Source organism: Pseudomonas jessenii, from assembly GCF_002236115.1.
In the GTDB taxonomy this organism is placed as follows: Bacteria; Pseudomonadota; Gammaproteobacteria; order Pseudomonadales; family Pseudomonadaceae; genus Aquipseudomonas; species Aquipseudomonas jessenii.
In genome coordinates this window covers 1-17,521 of sequence record NZ_NIWT01000009.1, presented here as the reverse complement: position 1 = coordinate 17,521, position 17,521 = coordinate 1, and the positions used below count along the sequence as shown (strand labels likewise).

The 17,521-nt window shown below is 58.4% G+C and carries 12 protein-coding genes and 1 pseudogene; 8 read left to right on the top strand and 5 right to left on the bottom strand.

What is annotated here, in order from left to right:
- Nucleotides 1-56: 56 nt before the first annotated feature.
- Entirely contained in the window at nucleotides 57-1,271 is a 1,215-nt protein-coding gene (gene gltS, locus PSJE_RS26830) for a sodium/glutamate symporter (RefSeq protein WP_090456008.1), read from the bottom strand.
- Nucleotides 1,272-1,493: 222 nt separating this feature from the next.
- On the bottom strand, nucleotides 1,494-2,054 hold the full coding sequence (locus PSJE_RS26825) for a lipid-binding SYLF domain-containing protein (protein ID WP_090456006.1): 561 nt from the start codon (nucleotides 2,052-2,054) through the stop codon (nucleotides 1,494-1,496).
- 940 nt (nucleotides 2,055-2,994) lie between these two features.
- Between PSJE_RS26825 and nirB the strand changes: the two genes are divergently transcribed.
- The 4 genes from nirB to PSJE_RS26805 all read left to right on the top strand — a co-directional run bounded on the left by nirB (nucleotide 2,995) and on the right by PSJE_RS26805 (nucleotide 8,198).
- Nucleotides 2,995-5,556 (top strand): nitrite reductase large subunit NirB, encoded by a 2,562-nt coding sequence (gene nirB, locus PSJE_RS26820; RefSeq protein WP_090457926.1) that lies wholly within the window; start codon nucleotides 2,995-2,997, stop codon nucleotides 5,554-5,556.
- Nucleotides 5,556-5,942, top strand: coding sequence for a nitrite reductase small subunit NirD (gene nirD / locus PSJE_RS26815; protein WP_090456004.1), 387 nt, complete (start codon nucleotides 5,556-5,558; stop codon nucleotides 5,940-5,942). Before nirB ends, nirD begins: the two co-directional genes overlap by 1 nt.
- 101 nt (nucleotides 5,943-6,043) lie before the next feature.
- Nucleotides 6,044-6,484, top strand: coding sequence for a CBS domain-containing protein (locus PSJE_RS26810; RefSeq protein ID WP_090456003.1), 441 nt, complete (start codon nucleotides 6,044-6,046; stop codon nucleotides 6,482-6,484).
- Between the two features lie 94 nt (nucleotides 6,485-6,578).
- Nucleotides 6,579-8,198: a methyl-accepting chemotaxis protein gene (locus PSJE_RS26805; protein ID WP_090456001.1), complete on the top strand. Its 1,620-nt coding sequence runs from the start codon at nucleotides 6,579-6,581 to the stop codon at nucleotides 8,196-8,198.
- A gap of 66 nt (nucleotides 8,199-8,264) precedes the next feature.
- Here PSJE_RS26805 and PSJE_RS26800 read toward each other — a convergent pair whose 3' ends face one another.
- The gene (locus PSJE_RS26800) at nucleotides 8,265-11,651 is read right to left on the bottom strand and encodes an Ig-like domain-containing protein (RefSeq protein ID WP_090455999.1); all 3,387 of its coding nucleotides are present in this window, start codon (nucleotides 11,649-11,651) and stop codon (nucleotides 8,265-8,267) included.
- Between the two features lie 235 nt (nucleotides 11,652-11,886).
- Between PSJE_RS26800 and PSJE_RS31805 the strand changes: the two are divergent.
- A pseudogene (locus PSJE_RS31805) lies at nucleotides 11,887-12,135 on the top strand (hypothetical protein); the annotation flags it as partial.
- Complete coding sequence (locus tag PSJE_RS26790; protein WP_208601475.1) at nucleotides 12,054-12,530, top strand: histidine phosphatase family protein; 477 nt, start codon at nucleotides 12,054-12,056, stop codon at nucleotides 12,528-12,530. The pseudogene PSJE_RS31805 and the gene PSJE_RS26790, both read left to right, overlap by 82 nt.
- 93 nt (nucleotides 12,531-12,623) lie before the next feature.
- Here the strand turns inward: PSJE_RS26790 and PSJE_RS26785 are convergent, their stop codons facing one another.
- Nucleotides 12,624-13,409 (bottom strand): hypothetical protein, encoded by a 786-nt coding sequence (locus tag PSJE_RS26785; protein ID WP_057716590.1) that lies wholly within the window; start codon nucleotides 13,407-13,409, stop codon nucleotides 12,624-12,626.
- Nucleotides 13,410-13,933: 524 nt separating this feature from the next.
- On the opposite strand from PSJE_RS26785, the gene PSJE_RS26780 reads away from it, so the two are divergent.
- Entirely contained in the window at nucleotides 13,934-15,592 is a 1,659-nt protein-coding gene (locus PSJE_RS26780) for an arylsulfatase (RefSeq protein ID WP_057714255.1), read from the top strand.
- A 630-nt stretch (nucleotides 15,593-16,222) separates the two neighbouring features.
- The gene (gene gbdR, locus PSJE_RS26770) at nucleotides 16,223-17,326 is read left to right on the top strand and encodes a choline metabolism transcriptional regulator GbdR (protein ID WP_090455992.1); all 1,104 of its coding nucleotides are present in this window, start codon (nucleotides 16,223-16,225) and stop codon (nucleotides 17,324-17,326) included.
- A 77-nt stretch (nucleotides 17,327-17,403) separates the two neighbouring features.
- Here gbdR and PSJE_RS26765 read toward each other — a convergent pair.
- Nucleotides 17,404-17,521 (bottom strand): NAD(P)(+) transhydrogenase (Re/Si-specific) subunit beta (locus PSJE_RS26765; RefSeq protein ID WP_141201491.1); only part of this gene is annotated, 118 nt, incomplete at its 5' end.

The following is a 17,521-nucleotide window of genomic DNA, read 5'->3' as shown; positions in this document are numbered from 1 at the left end:
TCGTCCGCTTTCCCAAGTTCGGTGTGTCCGGCCGTCCGAGAGCCGGGCCGAGGTCGCTACAGACCACTGAACATGCTGATGATCACGGCATTGACCAGGTCAATGAAAAAGCCACACACCAGCGGCACGATCAGGAAGGCCTGGTGCGCCGCGCCGTACTTTTGCGTCACGGTCGACATGTTGACGATGGCCGTCGCCGTGGAACCGAGGGCAATCCCGCCGAACCCGGAAGCAATCACGCTGGCTTCGTAATTGCGCCCCATAAAGCGGAAGACCACAAAATACGTATAGGCGACCGTCAGCAGGATTTGCAGGGTCAATGCGCAAAGAATGAACATCAACGCGCCGCTGAGTTGCCATAGCTGAAGCCCCATCAGGGCCATGGTCAAAAACATGCCCAGACAGATATCGGAGATCAGCGACAGGCCCAGGCTGGCACCGCTCCAGGTTTTCAGTCGCTGGTCACCGACAAAGGCCAGAACGAGGTGGTGAATGACGATGCCCGCGAACAGGCAGCTGACAAACTTGGGCAGGGTGATGCCTGCATCGACCAGCAGCAGGTTGAGTCCATAGCCGAGCATCAGGGTCAGGTTGAGCCACATCCAGGCCCAGAGCACGTCGTAGTAGTCCAGCGCCTTGCTCGGTTGTTGCTCGAGAATGCCGACTTCCAGCTCCGCATCCCTGGACGGCGTCAGTTGATAACGGCGTATCAGCTGGTTGGCGATAGGGCCGCCGATGACGCAAGCGGCAATCAGGCCGACGGTGTTGCTGGCGATGCCCAGTTCGTGGGCGTTACCGATGCCCAGTTTTTCGACGAAGAGCGGTGCCCAGGCCAGGGTCGTGCCCACCCCACCCGTGAGGGAAATGGAGCCCACCATCAAGCCCGCCTTGGGATCAAGCCCAAAAGCCTCGGCCACGCCCATGCCCAGCGAGTTCTGCAGCAGAATGAACACAGCGGCGAGTAACAGCAGGATCAGCAGCGGGCGCCCCCCCTTGAGCAGTTGGCGCATGTCCGACTTCAAGCCGATGCCGGCAAAGAAATAGAGCAGCAGGGTGTCGCGAACTTGCAGATCGAATTCGATCTGGATATTCAGGCCAAAGTAAAGCAAGGACGTAACCGCCGCACAGACGAAGCCGCCGACGACCGATTCGGGGATACAGTATTGACGGAGAAAGGCGTTGTGCTGGACGAGTGTTTTGCCGAGGAAAAGCAGGAGGATGGCAAGGGTAAAACTCACGAGGCCGTGAACCTGGAAGAGCTGTGAAGTCATTTAAGGCCTACCTAAAACTGAAAAGTCATTATCAGGATTCGGTCATTCAATGTTTAGACCTGGATCAATGAACGGTCGAAACAGCCTTGCTCGTCCAGATGGCTTCCCAATCATCAGGTGCGTCTGTGCGCCAGGAGTGAGGACAGCCTAGCCTAAAGGGGACCCCCATCCGGGTTGGCATAGGCCGCCATCACGCTCCCGATGGCCAGTCAGACGGTGACTTCAGCGCTTGATCAGAGAAATCTTCGTTCCCTCGATACTGACCCCCGCCATTAACCCTTGCTGGTCGAAGATAAACGCGTAGGCGTCGTCTTTGAGCGTCGAGCTGGACAGGTTCTTCGCAACCCCTTCATCCACAAACACAACTGTTGGCCCTACACCGATTTCCCAACCCTTGGTTTTGGCTACATAGTCCACGGCTTTATCGGTCATCAGGAAAACCACATAGCCGTACGACTGGGCGCCGGCCTGCAGCCCCCATGAACCGCTGACGGAGTTGTAGTAGTTCTCGACTTTCGTGCCCTTCATTAAAACGCCTTCGCCATAACTGCCGCCGAATACAAGTCCTGCCTTGATGATGTTCGGGAAGACCAGCACAGCCTTGGCTTGGTGCGAGATGGTTTCGGAGAATGGATTGGTCTTGTAGAGCGCCTGCAACGCTTGCCGAGCGTCGGCATTCAGATCCTCGGCGGTGGCCGCTGCGGCATTGTTCAGGAAACCGGCCGATGCCAATGTTGCAATCGCGAGGAAGAACGACAGGAAGAACTGCATTGATCGAGTCATTTGCGTACTCCGCTGAGGGAGCAGGGGATGAGAGCAGCGGCAAGTGCCTGCGTCATGCAGGAACCGAATCCACTGAGGTTATCCGGCGCGCCCTGAAATGTGTGAATTGCAGGCCTCGCTCGTGAATGAAGCCGGCCCGGGGGCCACTGATCATTTGCGCTGCCATCAGCTGTTATGACCGTTGCGTATCGGCCGGGTTCGCTGTCAGTTCTGCTTCTGGCCGCCAGTTTCACTTTATGAAGCGGTTGAATCCCGGTTGAAATCGATTCATCACGCGCTCAATGCAGGCAGCAAAAGGCCCGCGCAATGGCGGGCCTTCTGTTTGGGGTCAAATCCTTTTGTGCTTCCAATCTGCGCTCCATTCTGTGAGCGTTTCGTGAAAAGCATGTCGTCGTAGCAATGAAAAAGCCCGGCGTCGGCCAAGCTCTCTGTAGATGGGCCAAATCCATTTGGCTGATCCCATTGTGATTGGTGGATGTGACGGCGACATGACAGGGCTGACAGGAAAAGCAGATCGAGGCTTCAGTGCTGACAAGCTGTGGAATCGAACGGTCCATGCACTTTTATAAAGCGTCATGCCTAACAACGTGCACCAGTCGGAAGCGCCGCAAAGCGCTATCGCCTGCGGTAGCTCCAGCGTCGTGACAATCCCCTCAGGCTCAAAAGTCAGTGTTTCCAGATAGTTGAAGTCTCTGTGTCGCTGGCTGGCACAAAGGCTGCAAGGCTGACTTCAGGTCCACCTGGAACGCATTCGTGTGGACAGCCCCCTCGGTCAACGACGATCGATTGGCCGAACAGGTCGTGGGCAGCATCGGTGGATCAGGCATAGATGCCTGGTTTGAACACCGCAAAAGAACAGGCAAAGACGCCTGGAACCGAAAGGTTTCAGGCGTTTTTTTTTGCTTTTAAAACCGTGATTGGCTCGGGCTGGGTGCTTTCTATGAATTCCAATGTTGCCACGTTGAACAAGATGCAAACGCTGATCGTGATCGGTAATGGCATGGTCGGACATCATTGTGTCGAACAGCTGATCGAGCGGGGAGCGCTTGACCATTACCGGCTGCACGTCTTCAGTGAGGAGCCGATGCGCGCCTATGACCGTGTGCATCTTTCCGAGTACTTCTCCGGTCGTGATGCCGAGTCGCTGGCGCTGTCCGATGCGTCGCTTTACCAGACGCCCGGCGTTACGCTGCATTTGGGTGTGCCGGTATTGGAAATCGACCGCGTCCGTCGCCAGGTGGTCACCTCGCAAGGTTGCGTCTCGTATGACAAATTGGTTCTGGCCACCGGTTCTTATCCGTTCGTTCCGCCAATCGAAGGCGCCGAAGGTGAATCGCGCCTGGTCTATCGCACCCTGGAAGACCTCGATGCCATTCGGGCTGCGGCGGCCAATGCCCGGCGCGGCGTGGTGGTCGGCGGTGGCTTGCTGGGGCTGGAAGCCGCGAACGCGTTGAAGAGCCTGGGCCTTGAAGCCCACGTGGTGGAATTCGCGCCGCGCTTGATGCCGGTACAGCTGGATGACCTCGGTGGCCAGGCGCTCAAGGCGCAGATCGAACGATTGGGCGTCGGTGTACACCTGTCCCGCGCCACGCAATCGATCAGTGCGGGCGAGCAGTACCGCTATCGCATGAATTTCGCCAATGACGAGTTCCTCGAAACCGACCTGATCGTGTTTTCCGCCGGTATCCGCGCTCAAGACGCGCTGGCTCGTCGATGCGCGCTGGAGATCGGTCCGCGCGGTGGTGTGGTGATCGACGACACGTGCCTAAGTTGCGACCCGAACATCTACGCCATCGGTGAATGCGCTTCATGGAACGGCAGCCTGTTCGGCCTGGTCGCACCGGGCTACCAGATGGCGCGCAGCGTCGCGGCCCGTCTGTGCAACGAAGTCGCCGAGCCGTTCACCGGTGCCGACATGTCGACCAAGCTCAAGCTGCTGGGGGTGGATGTCGGCTCCATCGGCGACGCCCACGGCAACACCCCGGGCGCGCGCAGCTATCAATTCATCGACGAAGCCAGCGCCAGCTATCGCCGCCTGGTGGTGGATGCGAGTGGCAAACACGTCCTCGGTGCAGTGCTGGTCGGTGACAACAGCTATTACGACACCCTGCTGCAATACATGCAGAACGCCATCGCCTTGCCGTCGGAACCGGCCAGCCTGATTCTGCCGTCCTCCGAAGGCGCGCCGACCCTGGGCCCGGGTGCGCTGCCCGAGTCGGCCACGGTGTGCTCATGTCATAACGTCACCAAGGGCTCCATTTGTTCGGCCATCGACGGCGGCTGTACGGACCTGGGCCAGCTCAAGTCGCAGACCAAGGCTTGCACCGGCTGCGGCGGTTGCGCCGGCCTGCTCAAGCAAGTGTTCGAGCATGAGCTGATTGCCCGCGGCGTCAGTGTCGACAAGAGCCTGTGCGAACACTTCGCCTATACCCGTCAGGAGCTTTATGCGCTGGTACGGGTAGAGGGAGTGATCACCTTCGAAGAACTGTTGGCCAAACATGGCCGTGGCCACACCGGTTGCGACGTCTGCAAACCGGCGGTGGGCTCGATCCTCGCCTCGTGCTGGAACCAGCCGATCATGGACACGTCGCTGGTGCCGTTGCAGGACACCAACGACACCTTCATGGCCAACATGCAGAAAAACGGTACGTACTCGGTGGTGCCGCGTATTCCCGGCGGTGAGATCACCGCCGACAAGCTGATCGCGATTGGCGTGGTGGCGAAGAAATACGACCTCTACACCAAAATCACCGGCGGGCAACGCATCGACCTGTTCGGCGCTCAGTTGCATCAGTTGCCGGACATCTGGGCCGAGCTGATTGAAGCGGGTTTTGAGACCGGGCACGCCTATGGCAAATCGACCCGGACGGTGAAGTCCTGTGTCGGCAGTACCTGGTGCCGTTATGGCGTACAGGACAGCGTACAAATGGCCCTGACCATCGAAGACCGCTACAAGGGCCTGCGCTCGCCGCACAAGCTCAAGTTCGCCGTCTCCGGATGCACCCGTGAGTGCGCCGAGGCGCAGAGCAAGGACGTGGGCGTAATCGCCACCGAGAAAGGCTGGAACCTCTACGTGGCCGGTAACGGCGGCATGCGCCCGCGCCACGCCGAGCTGTTTGCCACCGACCTCGATGACGCGACCCTGATTCGTTACATCGACCGCTTCCTGATGTTCTACATCCGCACCGCCGACAAGTTGCAGCGTACCTCGGTCTGGCGCGAGAGCCTGGAAGGCGGCCTCGACTACCTCAAGGACGTGATCATCAACGACAGCCTGGGGCTGGGTGAGGAGCTCGAGTCGCAGATGCAACTGGTGGTCAACCGCTACGAGTGCGAATGGGCCAATGCCCTTAAAGACCCGGAAAAGCTCAAGCGCTTCCGTACCTTCGTCAACGATCAACGCCCGGACCCGGATATCCATTTTGTCCAGGAACGCGGTCAGCGCCGGCCGATCATGGCCGCTGAACTCCACCTTATCCCTGTCATTGAGGAGATTGTCTGATGAGCCAGTCCGATACCCAGCGAGCCTATTCCAGTTCCTCCCTGGTCCATCCCGATGCCTGGCAAGCGGTGTGCAGCCAGGATGATCTGGTGAGTAACTCAGGCGTCGTCGTCTGGCTGGACGGTGCACAAGTGGCGCTGTTCTACCTGCCGGCTGCCGAAGGCAAGACCCTCTATGCCATCGATAATCATGACCCGCAATCCGGGGCGAATGTCATCGGTCGCGGGCTGATCGGCAGCATCAAGGGCGATCTGGTGATTGCCTCGCCACTCTACAAACAGCATTTCCGCCTTGAGGACGGCAGTTGTCTGGAGTATCCGCAGCAGCGCCTGCGGGTCTGGCCTGTGCGCCTCAACGGAGGCCAGGTGGAGGTCGCGGTGGCCTGACCACATGGATTTCGACGCGGTCTGAACGCTCACTCAATTAATGATTCATGCCTGGCTCCGGCGGAGTCGATGATCAATGACAAACAGTATCGGAGGCTCGTATGAAAACAGCCGCACAACTGCTCAAGCTCAAGGCCGTGCAGAACCGACGGGTGCATAGCATCGCGCCAGACCAGACGGTGCTTGAAGCGTTGAAGATGATGGCCGAAAAAAATGTCGGTGCGTTACCTGTCATGGAGGAGGGGCAGGTGGTCGGCGTTATCAGCGAACGCGACTATGCGCGCAAGGTCGTTCTACAGGGGCGCTCTTCGGTCGGTACGCCGGTCCGGGCCATCATGAGCGCGCCCGTGGTGACAGCAGACAGTCAGCAGAGTATTGAGCGTTGCATGGCGGTCATGACCGACAGTCACCTGCGCCATCTACCGGTGGTGGAGGGCGACCAACTGATTGGCCTGTTGTCGATTGGTGATCTGGTTAAAGAAGCCATCGTCGAGCAGGCCGAACTGATCCGGCAACTGGAACACTATATTCGCGGACATTAAAGCGACCGGGGCAGGGTGAATCGAAGGCTTGTGAGTACATGCTGTTTTCAGATGTGCCGGGGGTCGGGCGGGAGTTAATCAGGGAGCATATGACATGGCCAGGTTGAGCACGGCACAACGTATCGTCATCGGCTTTGCAATTGCGCCCTTGGTACTGACAGGTTTGGTGTTGTATGCGTTGCACGATCTGGCAACGCTAAAGGAACAGGCCATGCTGATCGTCAAACGGGACTGGCCGAAAATCGATCCGATCATGGTCATTGCCACAGGTGTACGGGACAACGCCAGGAACACCCGGGACTTGCTGATCGACAAAGACAATCAGCAAGTGCAAGAGGCCATCGATGCCACCAAAAAGCGTATCAGCCTGGCACTGAAAACCCTCGAGCCGCTGTTCGATCTGCCGGAAGGCAAGACCGCCTATGCTGCCCTGAAAAAGAATCGCGAGGCTTACGTCGACGCATTCACCCAGGTGCAGGTGTTGATCCGGCAAGGCGCTTTTGATGCCGCGATGGCGCAGTTGAAACAGCACGTCGTTCCCGCCGAACAGCAGGTTTATAAAAGTCTGGACGCCTTGATGGCGCTGCAGGGGCAGATCTTCGCCGATCGTGAAAGATCGGCGCAGGCCCTGTACGAAGAAGCGTATCTGAACATGTTGGGGCTGCTTGTATTCTGCCTGGCCTCGGTCATCGCCGCGGCGGTCATCGTGACGCGCAGTGTCACCCGGCCCTTGGGTGGCGAGCCCGATGATGCCGCGCGGGTCTTGAGTCAAATCGCGCAGGGCGACCTGACGATTCAAGTGCCAGTGAATGCAAATGCCGACGGTAGCGTGATGATGAACATGCACCGGATGCAGCAAAGCTTGAACGCGATGGTCAAGCACATCGCCGTGTCGGTCGATCAGGTGGCCAGTTCGTCGGAAGAGCTGAGCACGGTCAGCAGTCAGACCAGCAGCAGTTTGCAACTTCAGGGCCTGGAGATCGAACAGGCTGCGGCGGCGGTCAATCAGATGACGGCGGCCGTCGACGAGGTCGCACGCAATGCCGTCAGCACCAGCGAGGCGTCCCGGGTTTCCGAGCAGACCGCACAACGCGGCCGCGAGCAAGTTCAGGAAACGGTGGCCTCGATAGGTGCGCTGGCGGACGGCATGATGGATACCTCTGAACGTGTTCAGCAATTGGCCGGACGTGTGCAAGACATTAGTGCGGTGCTGGACGTGATTCGCAGCATTGCCGAGCAAACCAATTTGCTGGCCCTCAATGCAGCGATTGAAGCGGCTCGTGCCGGTGATGCCGGGCGTGGTTTTGCGGTAGTCGCCGATGAGGTGCGGGCGCTGGCTCATCGCACTCATGTGTCGACCCAGGAAATCGAGCAGATGATTGGCAATATTCGGCTCGATACCGGGCACGCGGTGACCGCAATGCAAAGCAGCGGTCACCTGGTGCAGACGACCCTGGAAGTCGCGCAACGCTCCGGCGAGGCACTGGAGGAGATCACCCGGTCGATCTCGCAGATCAATGAACGCAACCTGCTGATCGCCAGTGCCACGGAGGAGCAGGCCCTGGTGGCGCGTGAGGTGGACCGCAACCTGGTGGGCATTCGTGACTTGTCCGAGCAGATCGTATTGGGTGCCCGACATACCCACGCAGCCGGTCAGGAGCTGGCGCAGATGGCTGGAGCGCTGCACCAGACGGTGGCGCGCTTTAAAACCTAGGCAGATTCGTTTTGCTTGTAGCAAGAGGGCCTCAAGGAGGCCCTCATTGCTAAAGCCAGGTTGTACTCAGTTCGCCTTTATCGGCACCGTCACGGTTTTGCCGAAGGCCGATTTGATGGTCGCCGTCGGGCTAGGCGACGGGCCACTGCCGGCGGTTGTCACCGCTATGTTCCAGCGCGCGCCTGTCGGTGTCTGCGTCAGGACGGCGGCGCCAAGGTTCACCGTACCGGTCGTGGTCGTGGCCGTCGCCGTGATGGTATTGCCCGTGCCACGGGAGGTGGTGCCGGACAGGACCCAATACCAGCGGCTGTTGCTGCGGGCGGTGACGGTCGCGCTGGTGACGATCAGGTTCTCGTTGATCGCTGCCGAGACCGCCACGGACACCATCGCCGGTTCCGACTCCGCGTTCCTGGCATCGCTGGCGCTATAGGAAAAGGTCGCGGTGAATGGCGCGGGGACCGTGGCCGGTGGTGTATAGGTCACACGCAGGCCATCGGTGCTGACCACGCCCTTGCCGGAGTCCGGTTGCTCCAACCCCACCACTTTGAGTGGCACGTTACCGTCAGGGTCGGTGTCGTTGGCCAGTACGTTGATGATCACCGGTTGGCCGGTGTTACTGATGGCGCTGTCGGGGTTGGCAATCGGTTTTTGGTTATCGCCGTCCTCTTCACGTCTATCGCCAGTGCGGAAAGTCGGCAGCGCCGCGGAATTGACGTAGGTGACGCCGTCCCAGCCGGGCAGGGGGGTTGGCATCAACTGGAACTGGCCGGGGTGCTCGACATCCCAACGCAGCAGCATGGAGGTGTCCTCGTGCTGAGTGTTGTGGCAATGCTCCAGGTAGGTCCCGGCGAACTCGCGGAAGCGGATCGCAATGTCCACGTCCTGCGAGCTGTCGATGCCTTCGCCGATGAGATAGACGTCTTTGCGTGCCCATTTTTCCCATTCCGGCGGCGCCTTGCCGTCACGGTTGAGGACGATACCTTCTTCGAAGTGCACGTGTACCGGGTGGCTCCAGCCGTTGCCGCCGTTCCTGATTTTCCACACTTCCAGGGTGCCGTCGCCGGAGAAGCCGGCAGGGGTCGGGCCGGTGGCCAGTTGCGGAGCGGCGCTGATGATTCGAGGGTCCATCTGGAAGCCGAAACCGCCGTCGGTCTTGATGGTCCAGGGTTCTTCGTCGGTACCGTCGGAGCGGCCGAAGGTGAACTCGCGATGCCGCGCGGCGTTGAGCTTGGCCTGCACCGCCGGGTCGTCACGGTTGAGGGTCAGCGCGATCATGCTTTTACCCACCGGCTTGCCCGGCTTGGCGGGTTCGAAGTCGGCGGGGTTCATGCTCACGTCCTGGCCGGCATAAGGCTGGACCACCATCTGCATGAACTTGCCGACCACCGGATCGCCGGCGTCCCACTCCAGCCCTTTGCTGCCCAGCTTGAGCACCGCCTTGTACCTGCCGGACAGGACATCGGCCAGGCTCAGCGGTAAAGCCTCCGGCCCCTTGCCGTCGTGGTGCTCCATCAGGTTGACGAAGTACAGCTTGTCGCCGGTCCTGATCCCGTGTTTCGAGAAATTGATGATGATGTCGAAACGCTCGGCGATGCCCATGCTGGGCAGGATGGCGTTGTGGTCCTGCACATCGCCGTCGGCGTCCAGGTCCATGCTGCCGTCGAATGGCACGGCGTGTTCCATTATGTTGCCGTCGTTGGCGATCAAGTGGAACGGCACGCGGGTGTAGGACAGGCCGGAGCCTGTCGGGCCGGGGAACTCGCCACCGGTGCCGATGATTTCACGCACCAGTGCGATCCTGAAGAAACGTGACACCGAGCCATTGAGGATACGGAATCGATAGCTGCGCGCCCGCACGTTCAGGCGCGGCTGGTACTGCCAGTTGACCAGAATCTGGTCGCCGAGAAAACCATCGGTGTTGAACGGGTTGAACCACAGCTGGCCATTGGTATCCCAGGCCTTGTCGGCCACGGTCAGGTTCACATCGTAGTCGCGGTTGCCCCAGGGCAATGCCGAACCACTGGGCAGGCGCAGGTTGACGCCGTCTACAAACGCTTCGTTACCGCGATCCAGGGCGCTGTAGTAGTTCATCATCGTCGCGTTGCCCTTGTAGACGTTCTGCGCGGTGAAATCGAGCATGTGGTCATGGAACCAGTGGGTGCTCATGGTTTCGCGCCAGTCGCCACGGATCTTGATGCTGCCGTTGTTGCACGTCTTGAGGCCCGGCGTGGCATCGTTGACGAACAGGGTTTCACCCGGCGCGCAGGGGAACGCCGCGCGCGGATCCTGAGCGCTGGTGTTGATGCTGTCGTAACCGGCCAGCTGGATCGGCCAGCGATAGTCGTAGTACTGCCCCGGAAAGAAAAACGCATTGGCAAAGCCATCGCTTTCGGCCGGGGAGTGGCCATTGTGTTCGTGGGTGCTGAGGGTGTGCAGGCCGAACCCCATGTTGGCCGACGGATCGATCGGCAGGGCGTTGTAGTGGCGCATCAGCACGGGTTGGCCGTACCGCACCATCAGCAGTTTTGGCGGAAAGGTGCCGTCGAAGGTCCAGAGCGCCTTGTGGTTCTGAATCGGCATGTTGGGGTGAAAGCGGGTGTCGATGCCTTTGGTGGTGCCCGCGATGATCGGGTTGTCCGAGGTCTGGTTGTAGAGCCCGCCCGGCCCGAACTCACCGACGGCGTAGTTGTGCAACTGTCGGCGGTCGCGCATGCCGCCGTTGAGCTTGGCGCCGGCTTGAGCGGTCTTGAAGGCGACCTGTGGGTAGAACTCGTTCCAGCGCTGGTGCGACCAGCCTTTTCCTGGCGGACGACCTTCGGCCGGCGAGCCCACCGGATGGCGGTTGAGGAAGGCTTCGATCTGCGCTTTCCACGGGTTGCGGTCCAGCACGTTGGAAAACTGCGACGGAAACGGGTACAGCCCCGGCTGGCGCATGAAGGCTTCCAGCGCCGCGGCCGAAGGGCCGCTGCGGGCGATGTTGTTCGGGTCCTGCGTGGGCGCCGGGCCGACGATCGGAACCGGGAAGGTCAGGGGCGGTGCCGGCAGTGTCGGGTCGAGTTTTTCCGTGCCGAATTCTTCGAACAGCAGCAGTTGCTGAGTGTACGGCTGGGCCCCGAACAACGGGCTGGGCTTGCCGTTGGTGGGGATTTTGAAGGAAGTTTGCAAGTTTGGCGGCAGCACGTTGTCGACCGTTGGTGTGGTGCGAGTGCCGAACACGCCGTTGGGCAGGGCGTAGGCGCCCGTGTTGGCGGGTGGCATGGCCTCTATGGCATCCAGCGCAGCCTTGGGGTCGGCCGGCGGATTGGTAAACGCCGAGGGGTCCGTCGGTGGTGGCGGGCCGAAATCATCCAGCGGCGCGGCTTCTGCCGTGGCCAAGGTAAGGAACATCGCACAATGCAGGCTTGATTTGCGCAGCAAGCCGAAGGAGTCGCAAGATGGAGTAGTGCGTTTCATTTTTCACCCCACGCGTGATGCCCCGTCGTCTCCAAATCCGGGGCGACAGCTGTTACGGGTACCAGGGGGGGGGTGCAACTAATGAGCCATTACTGTAGGGCGAAGAAAAAATTCAATCTAATTAACAATCTGTTTCTAAAGTGTTTTAAGCCAGAGAAGCGGGAGTGGGGAATATTCCTCAAGTTTGGTGGTAAACGCCTGTTTGGGTGGGTGTAATGCCCCATTTATGGCGATAGTCGCGGAGAAGGACCGCACCTGCTTCAACCACAGCAAAAGTGAACAGGAGCTTGGCCTGAGATTCCGGGCGCTAGAGCTGACAATCACCGACACGGTGGCGTGGTACCGCGATCCCGATTGGTTCGAGAGTCAAACCTTAAGTTCCCGGAACCGCACTTCTTCCAGATCGAGCAATACAACCAATCCGAAATTACCAACCAACCCGTCCCGGATGCCAGCATGCAGCTCGCCGCAACCGCCACGGTGATTGTCTCAAGCAGCGCGCCTCGTGCGCTGACCTCCGTCCAGGCTCTTGGCCTGAAGCCCGCCCTTGTCGACGCGCTTTTCTGTGAAGCGCAACTGCCTTACGGTCACTGGAAACTGCCACGGCTATCGCCGTTTACATGGGCATTTATCCTTCGAGTCTTATGGTTATGCGGCTACTCACGCAGAGTCGAATCCGCCTGCACTGCGAGGATGCGCGCCAGCACGGCAGCTCGACGACTTCATTCCCTTGCCAGCGAAGGACCGGTTCTGCTGCTCGGTCATGGCTTTATGAATCGAATGATCGCCAAACAACTGGTGGCAGATGGATGGGTTCGCCAAAAACGTAACGGCAGCCAGTATTGGAGTGCGACGGTGTATCAATATGGCGGTGTTTAAAAGGTGCCTGGACAGATACCTGTTGCTGCGGGTGGCGACAGGCAGAAACCGGCCAAAAGCAGACGCTTAACATGCTCCATTGAGCTTTGGCACTCACTTGGGAAACAACAGTGTAAACGCCACCCGGAATCCCCAACCCTCGGCACCATCTTTCGGACTGTCTGCCCAATAGCGTGGTCCTGCTTGCAGGGTCATGGGTTGATGCCCCACTTTGAACAACTGGGTGACGAACAGGTTGATTGGCACTGACCATTCGCGGGTCTGCCAGTCATAGGTGGATTCGGTGTTGATGCCGAAGGTGGTGTAGGTGTGAGTGGTGTAGCTGAAGAAAGGTTGCAGGAAAGTCGCGTTGACCTTGTCCTTGTCATCGGGCGGGCTGTTTTCCAGCGACCAGATGTGATTGGCCAGAATGCCGCGGGTCCAACCATTGCTCTGTTTGAGGGCCACCACTGTGGGCCCCAACCCCCATTGCTCACTGCTCAAAAGCTCATCGCTGCCGGTCGGAACCAGAATGGCCGGTCCTGCCCCCCAAATCCAGCCACTGGAAGTCGGCTGCTTGGGTGAAAAAAAGAAGCTCTGGGTCACATCTCCCATACCGGATTTGTCCGCCTGCCCGCCAGGTACCAGACCATGCTGATCAATGATCGGCAGGATGGTTCGGGAGATCAGGTTCCACTCGTCATTAATACTGAATGGCAGCACTGGCTGGATGTTGGTGACACTTTGGTAGCCCTCACCGCTCGGGCCGAGTTTTTGGTTCCAGTTGTACTGAATAGGTACGCTGTAGAGTGCGGCGACGGGATTCAGCGTTTGCTTGGCCAGCTCGGCCTGACTATCGGCAGCGAGGCTAATTTCGGGCCATGCCACCGCAAAGGTAATGAAAGGAACAAGTCGAACGCCATTGTTCACTACCAACTCCTTTCTCGAAATTGAGAGCTTGGGTTGTTGTGTCGCGGTTACAAGGCTGAGGATGACCCTGCCGCCAATGAGCTTAGATCAGGTATCTGAACTATGTTCGACGGGGAAAAATACTGTCTCCGGCCAGTCGGATTAACTCGTATCAACTAATGTTCCCTTGAGCCATCGATCAGTCGTCCCCCTCTACAACGGGGCGAAACATTCTCCATTGAAAGGAGTATCCCTAAACTTTATTAGACCGAAACAGAAGAAGGTTTCTTCAGAAAACTTCTATTGATACAGCCAGAGCACTCACCACGTACATCTGAAAAACCGCACTAAACTCTATCCTGCGCCTTAACTTGTGCATGGTCATGTAGCAAGGGGGAAATGATTCTGTACTCAATACCTAGGCTAATTACTCGGTGGTCAACGCACCAAGTGTCAATGTAGTTGTGCACTCATCACCAGGTTGCCAACACAATGAAACAACGAGGATTGCTGGTATGGACAAGCTATCGGATCGTTTCAAGCTGTCTGTCGTGTTTGCTGCACTATTGTCATTGAACGGGCTTGCTCACGCCGCTCAAACGGAAAAAACCAATATCCTGTTTATCGTCTCCGACGACACCGGCTATGGCGACTTGGGTCCCTACGGCGGTGGGGTTGGTCGCGGCATGCCTACGCCCAGTATTGATGAGCTGGCGGCAGAAGGTGTTACTTTTTACTCTTTTTATGCGCAACCAAGCTGCACGCCTGGTCGGGCGGCCATGCAAACCGGGCGCATCCCCAATCGTAGCGGCATGACCACCGTGGCCTTCCAGGGCCAGGGCGGTGGCTTGCCCGCCGCCGAATGGACGCTGGCATCGGTGCTGAAAACCGGTGGCTACGACACTTATTTCACTGGCAAATGGCATTTGGGTGAAGCCGACTATGCCCTTCCCAATGCTCAAGGTTATGACGTGATGAAATACGTCGGCCTGTATCACCTCAATGCCTACACCTACGCAGACCCGACATGGTTCCCCGACATGGATCCGGAAACCCGTGCGATGTTTGAAAAGGTCACCAAAGGCGCGTTGTCCGGCAAGGCAGGTGAAAAGCCGGTCGAAGAGTTCAAGGTCAATGGTCAGTACGTGGACACACCTGTGGTGGACGGCAAACCTGGCGTGGTCGGCATACCGTTCTTTGACAACTATGTCGAAAAAGCTGCGTTGGAGTTTCTAGACACCGCGGCCAAATCGGACAAGCCGTTTTTCATCAACGTCAACTTCATGAAAGTGCACCAGCCGAACATGCCAGCACCGGAGTTCATTCATAAGTCCATGTCCAAGTCCAAGTACGCCGACTCTGTCGTCGAACTCGATACTCACATCGGCCGCATCATGGACAAGCTCAAGGCACTCGGCCTGGATAAAAACACGCTGGTGGTTTACACCACTGACAACGGGGCCTGGCAGGATGTTTATCCGGATGCCGGCTACACCCCATTTCGCGGGACCAAGGGTACAGTGCGTGAGGGGGGTAATCGGGTACCAGCCATTGCCGTCTGGCCAGACAAGATCAAGCCGGACACGAAAAACCACGAGATTCTCGGTGGCCTGGATTTGATGGCGACGTTCGCCTCTGTGGCTGGCGTGAAGTTGCCCGAGAAAGATCGCGAGGGTCAGCCAATCCTCTTCGACAGTTATGATATGACGCCAGTACTCACTGGCAACGGCCCTTCACCGCGCAAGGAGTGGTTCTATTTCACTGAGAACGAATTGTCCCCGGGTGCGGCCCGTGTCGGAAACTATAAGGCCGTGTTCAACCTGCGCGGCGATGATGGCGCGGCAACCGGTGGTCTGGCCGTGGACACTAATCTAGGATGGAAAGGCGCAATAAAATACGTGGCCACCGTGCCGCAAGTCTTTGATTTGTGGCAAGACCCGCAGGAGCGCTATGACCTCTTCATGAACAACTTTACTGAGCGTACCTGGACTATGGTGCCGATCTCGGCGGCGATCATGAAGCTAATGAAAACCTACGTCGATTACCCGCCACGCAAATTGCAAAGCATGGGTTATGACGGGCCGATCGAGCTGTCGCAGTACCAGAAATTCCAAACCGTGCGTGATGCCCTGAAAAAAGAAGGCATCAACTTGTCGATGCCAAACGGCAACTGATCAAATCAGCTGAAAAATGGCGGCCTCATCAGAGGTCGCCTTTTGACGTTAGTGAGTAGTCGTGAGTTCCTAACGGAAATCGACGCAAAATCAGTGGTCTTCGAAATCGACGATGATGTGCTAATCCACTTGCTTACCCGGCAATCGGGCAGGTAAGGCTTGCCGGCTTATCTGCAAGGCTGAACGGTCATCCTGATGGCCGAACTTCAACCACTTTTGAAAGGCAGCTATGGGTTGTGGATTCAACCGGTCGCAGATCACTTTTATAGCGCATGACGCTTGTGTCAGCCCAAAATCGGGGCACTGGTCATTATTGTTTTCAAAAACCGACATGTGAGTGTCGGTGACAAATAAGTCGTCGTTTATAGGCATCTCTCGCGCATGTGCTACGAATGTGCACAAGGTTGATAAGCACGGGCTCAAAATCAAGCGTTTTCCTTATGGCTCCCGCCCTGCAAACCCTCAGCGTAGAGACATTGGGTGATGTCGTTTTTGGATCCGTTCAAACATAGGTAATTGGGTATGACCTTTGCAGGTTGAATAGGAACAAACCCACCCACTTTTGGATGGGGGTATAAAAAGAGCCTTTGCCTGAGGCCAATCACCCGCTTTGTGTGAGGAGATATCGCGATGACGACGTTCAACTCCGGGGCTCAACCCCAGAACCGTGCGCCTCAATCCATCGGCTTTCTGTTGCTGGACAATTTCACGCTGATTTCTCTGGCGTCCGCTGTAGAACCGCTGCGCATGGCCAACCAGTTGTCCGGTCGCGAGCTGTATCGCTGGACCACCCTCACCGTCGATGGCGGCCAGGTCTGGGCCAGTGACGGCCTGCAAATCACCCCTGACGCTTCCATGCACAAAGCCCCGCCGATGGACATGATCATCGTTTGCGGTGGCATCGGCATTCAGCGCACCGTTACCCGTGAACACGTATCCTGGCTGCAAGGCCAGGCCCGCAAGGCCTGCCGACTCGGTGCGGTCTGCACCGGCAGCTGGGCCCTGGCTTGCGCCGGACTGCTCGATGGTTTCGATTGCAGTGTGCACTGGGAGTGCCTGGCGGCGATGCAGGAGGCTTTCCCGCGGATAGTAATGAGTACCCGCTTGTTCACCCTCGACCGTAACCGTTTCACCAGCTCTGGCGGCACCGCGCCGCTGGACATGATGCTGCACCTGATCAGCCGCGATCACGGGCGTGAACTGTCCGCCGCGATCTCGGAAATGTTTGTCTACGAGCGCATCCGCAACGAACAGGATCACCAGCGCGTGCCGCTCAAGCACATGCTCGGTACCAATCAACCGAAGCTGCAGGAAATCGTCGCGTTGATGGAAGCCAACCTCGAAGAACCGATCGACCTGGACGAACTGGCGGTGTATGTCGACGTGTCCCGTCGCCAGCTGGAGCGGCTGTTCCAGAAGTACCTGCACTGCTCGCCGTCGCGTTACTACCTGAAACTGCGCCTGGTCCGCGCGCGCCAGTTGCTCAAGCAAACGCCGATGTCGATCATCGAAGTGGCGTCGATCTGTGGCTTTGTGTCCACGCCGCACTTCTCCAAGTGCTACCGCGAGTACTTCGGCATTCCGCCGCGTGACGAGCGCGTCGGCTCCAATACCACGCAGCAGGTGGCGATGATGCCGTTGCCGCAAGCATTGGTGCTGTCGCCGCTGGCCGGTTCGATGTCAGCGTTGAGCCAGGCACGTAACGAGTCAACCTTTGCCAGCGTTCGTCTATAAATCTTCACCCCTGTCCTGCGAAAGCATAACGTTCGCAGGATAGGGGAGGGCGCGTCATTTCAGTGTTGCGCAGAGGGTTACTCGACGGCTTTGACCATGTCTTCGATGACCTTTTTAGCGTCGCCGAACACCATCATGGTCTTGTCCAGGTAGAACAGTTCGTTGTCCAGGCCGGCGTAGCCGCTGGCCATCGAG

Excerpts from the sequence above, each read along its gene's own strand:
- gltS (WP_090456008.1), bottom strand. The coding sequence starts at position 1,271 with ATGACTTCACAGCTCTTCCAGGTTCACGGCCTCGTGAGTTTTACCCTT.
- PSJE_RS26825 (WP_090456006.1), bottom strand. The coding sequence starts at position 2,054 with ATGACTCGATCAATGCAGTTCTTCCTGTCGTTCTTCCTCGCGATTGCA.
- nirB (WP_090457926.1), top strand. The coding sequence starts at position 2,995 with ATGAATTCCAATGTTGCCACGTTGAACAAGATGCAAACGCTGATCGTG.
- nirD (WP_090456004.1), top strand. The coding sequence starts at position 5,556 with ATGAGCCAGTCCGATACCCAGCGAGCCTATTCCAGTTCCTCCCTGGTC.
- PSJE_RS26810 (WP_090456003.1), top strand. The coding sequence starts at position 6,044 with ATGAAAACAGCCGCACAACTGCTCAAGCTCAAGGCCGTGCAGAACCGA.
- PSJE_RS26805 (WP_090456001.1), top strand. The coding sequence starts at position 6,579 with ATGGCCAGGTTGAGCACGGCACAACGTATCGTCATCGGCTTTGCAATT.
- PSJE_RS26800 (WP_090455999.1), bottom strand. The coding sequence starts at position 11,651 with ATGAAACGCACTACTCCATCTTGCGACTCCTTCGGCTTGCTGCGCAAA.
- PSJE_RS26780 (WP_057714255.1), top strand. The coding sequence starts at position 13,934 with ATGGACAAGCTATCGGATCGTTTCAAGCTGTCTGTCGTGTTTGCTGCA.
- gbdR (WP_090455992.1), top strand. The coding sequence starts at position 16,223 with ATGACGACGTTCAACTCCGGGGCTCAACCCCAGAACCGTGCGCCTCAA.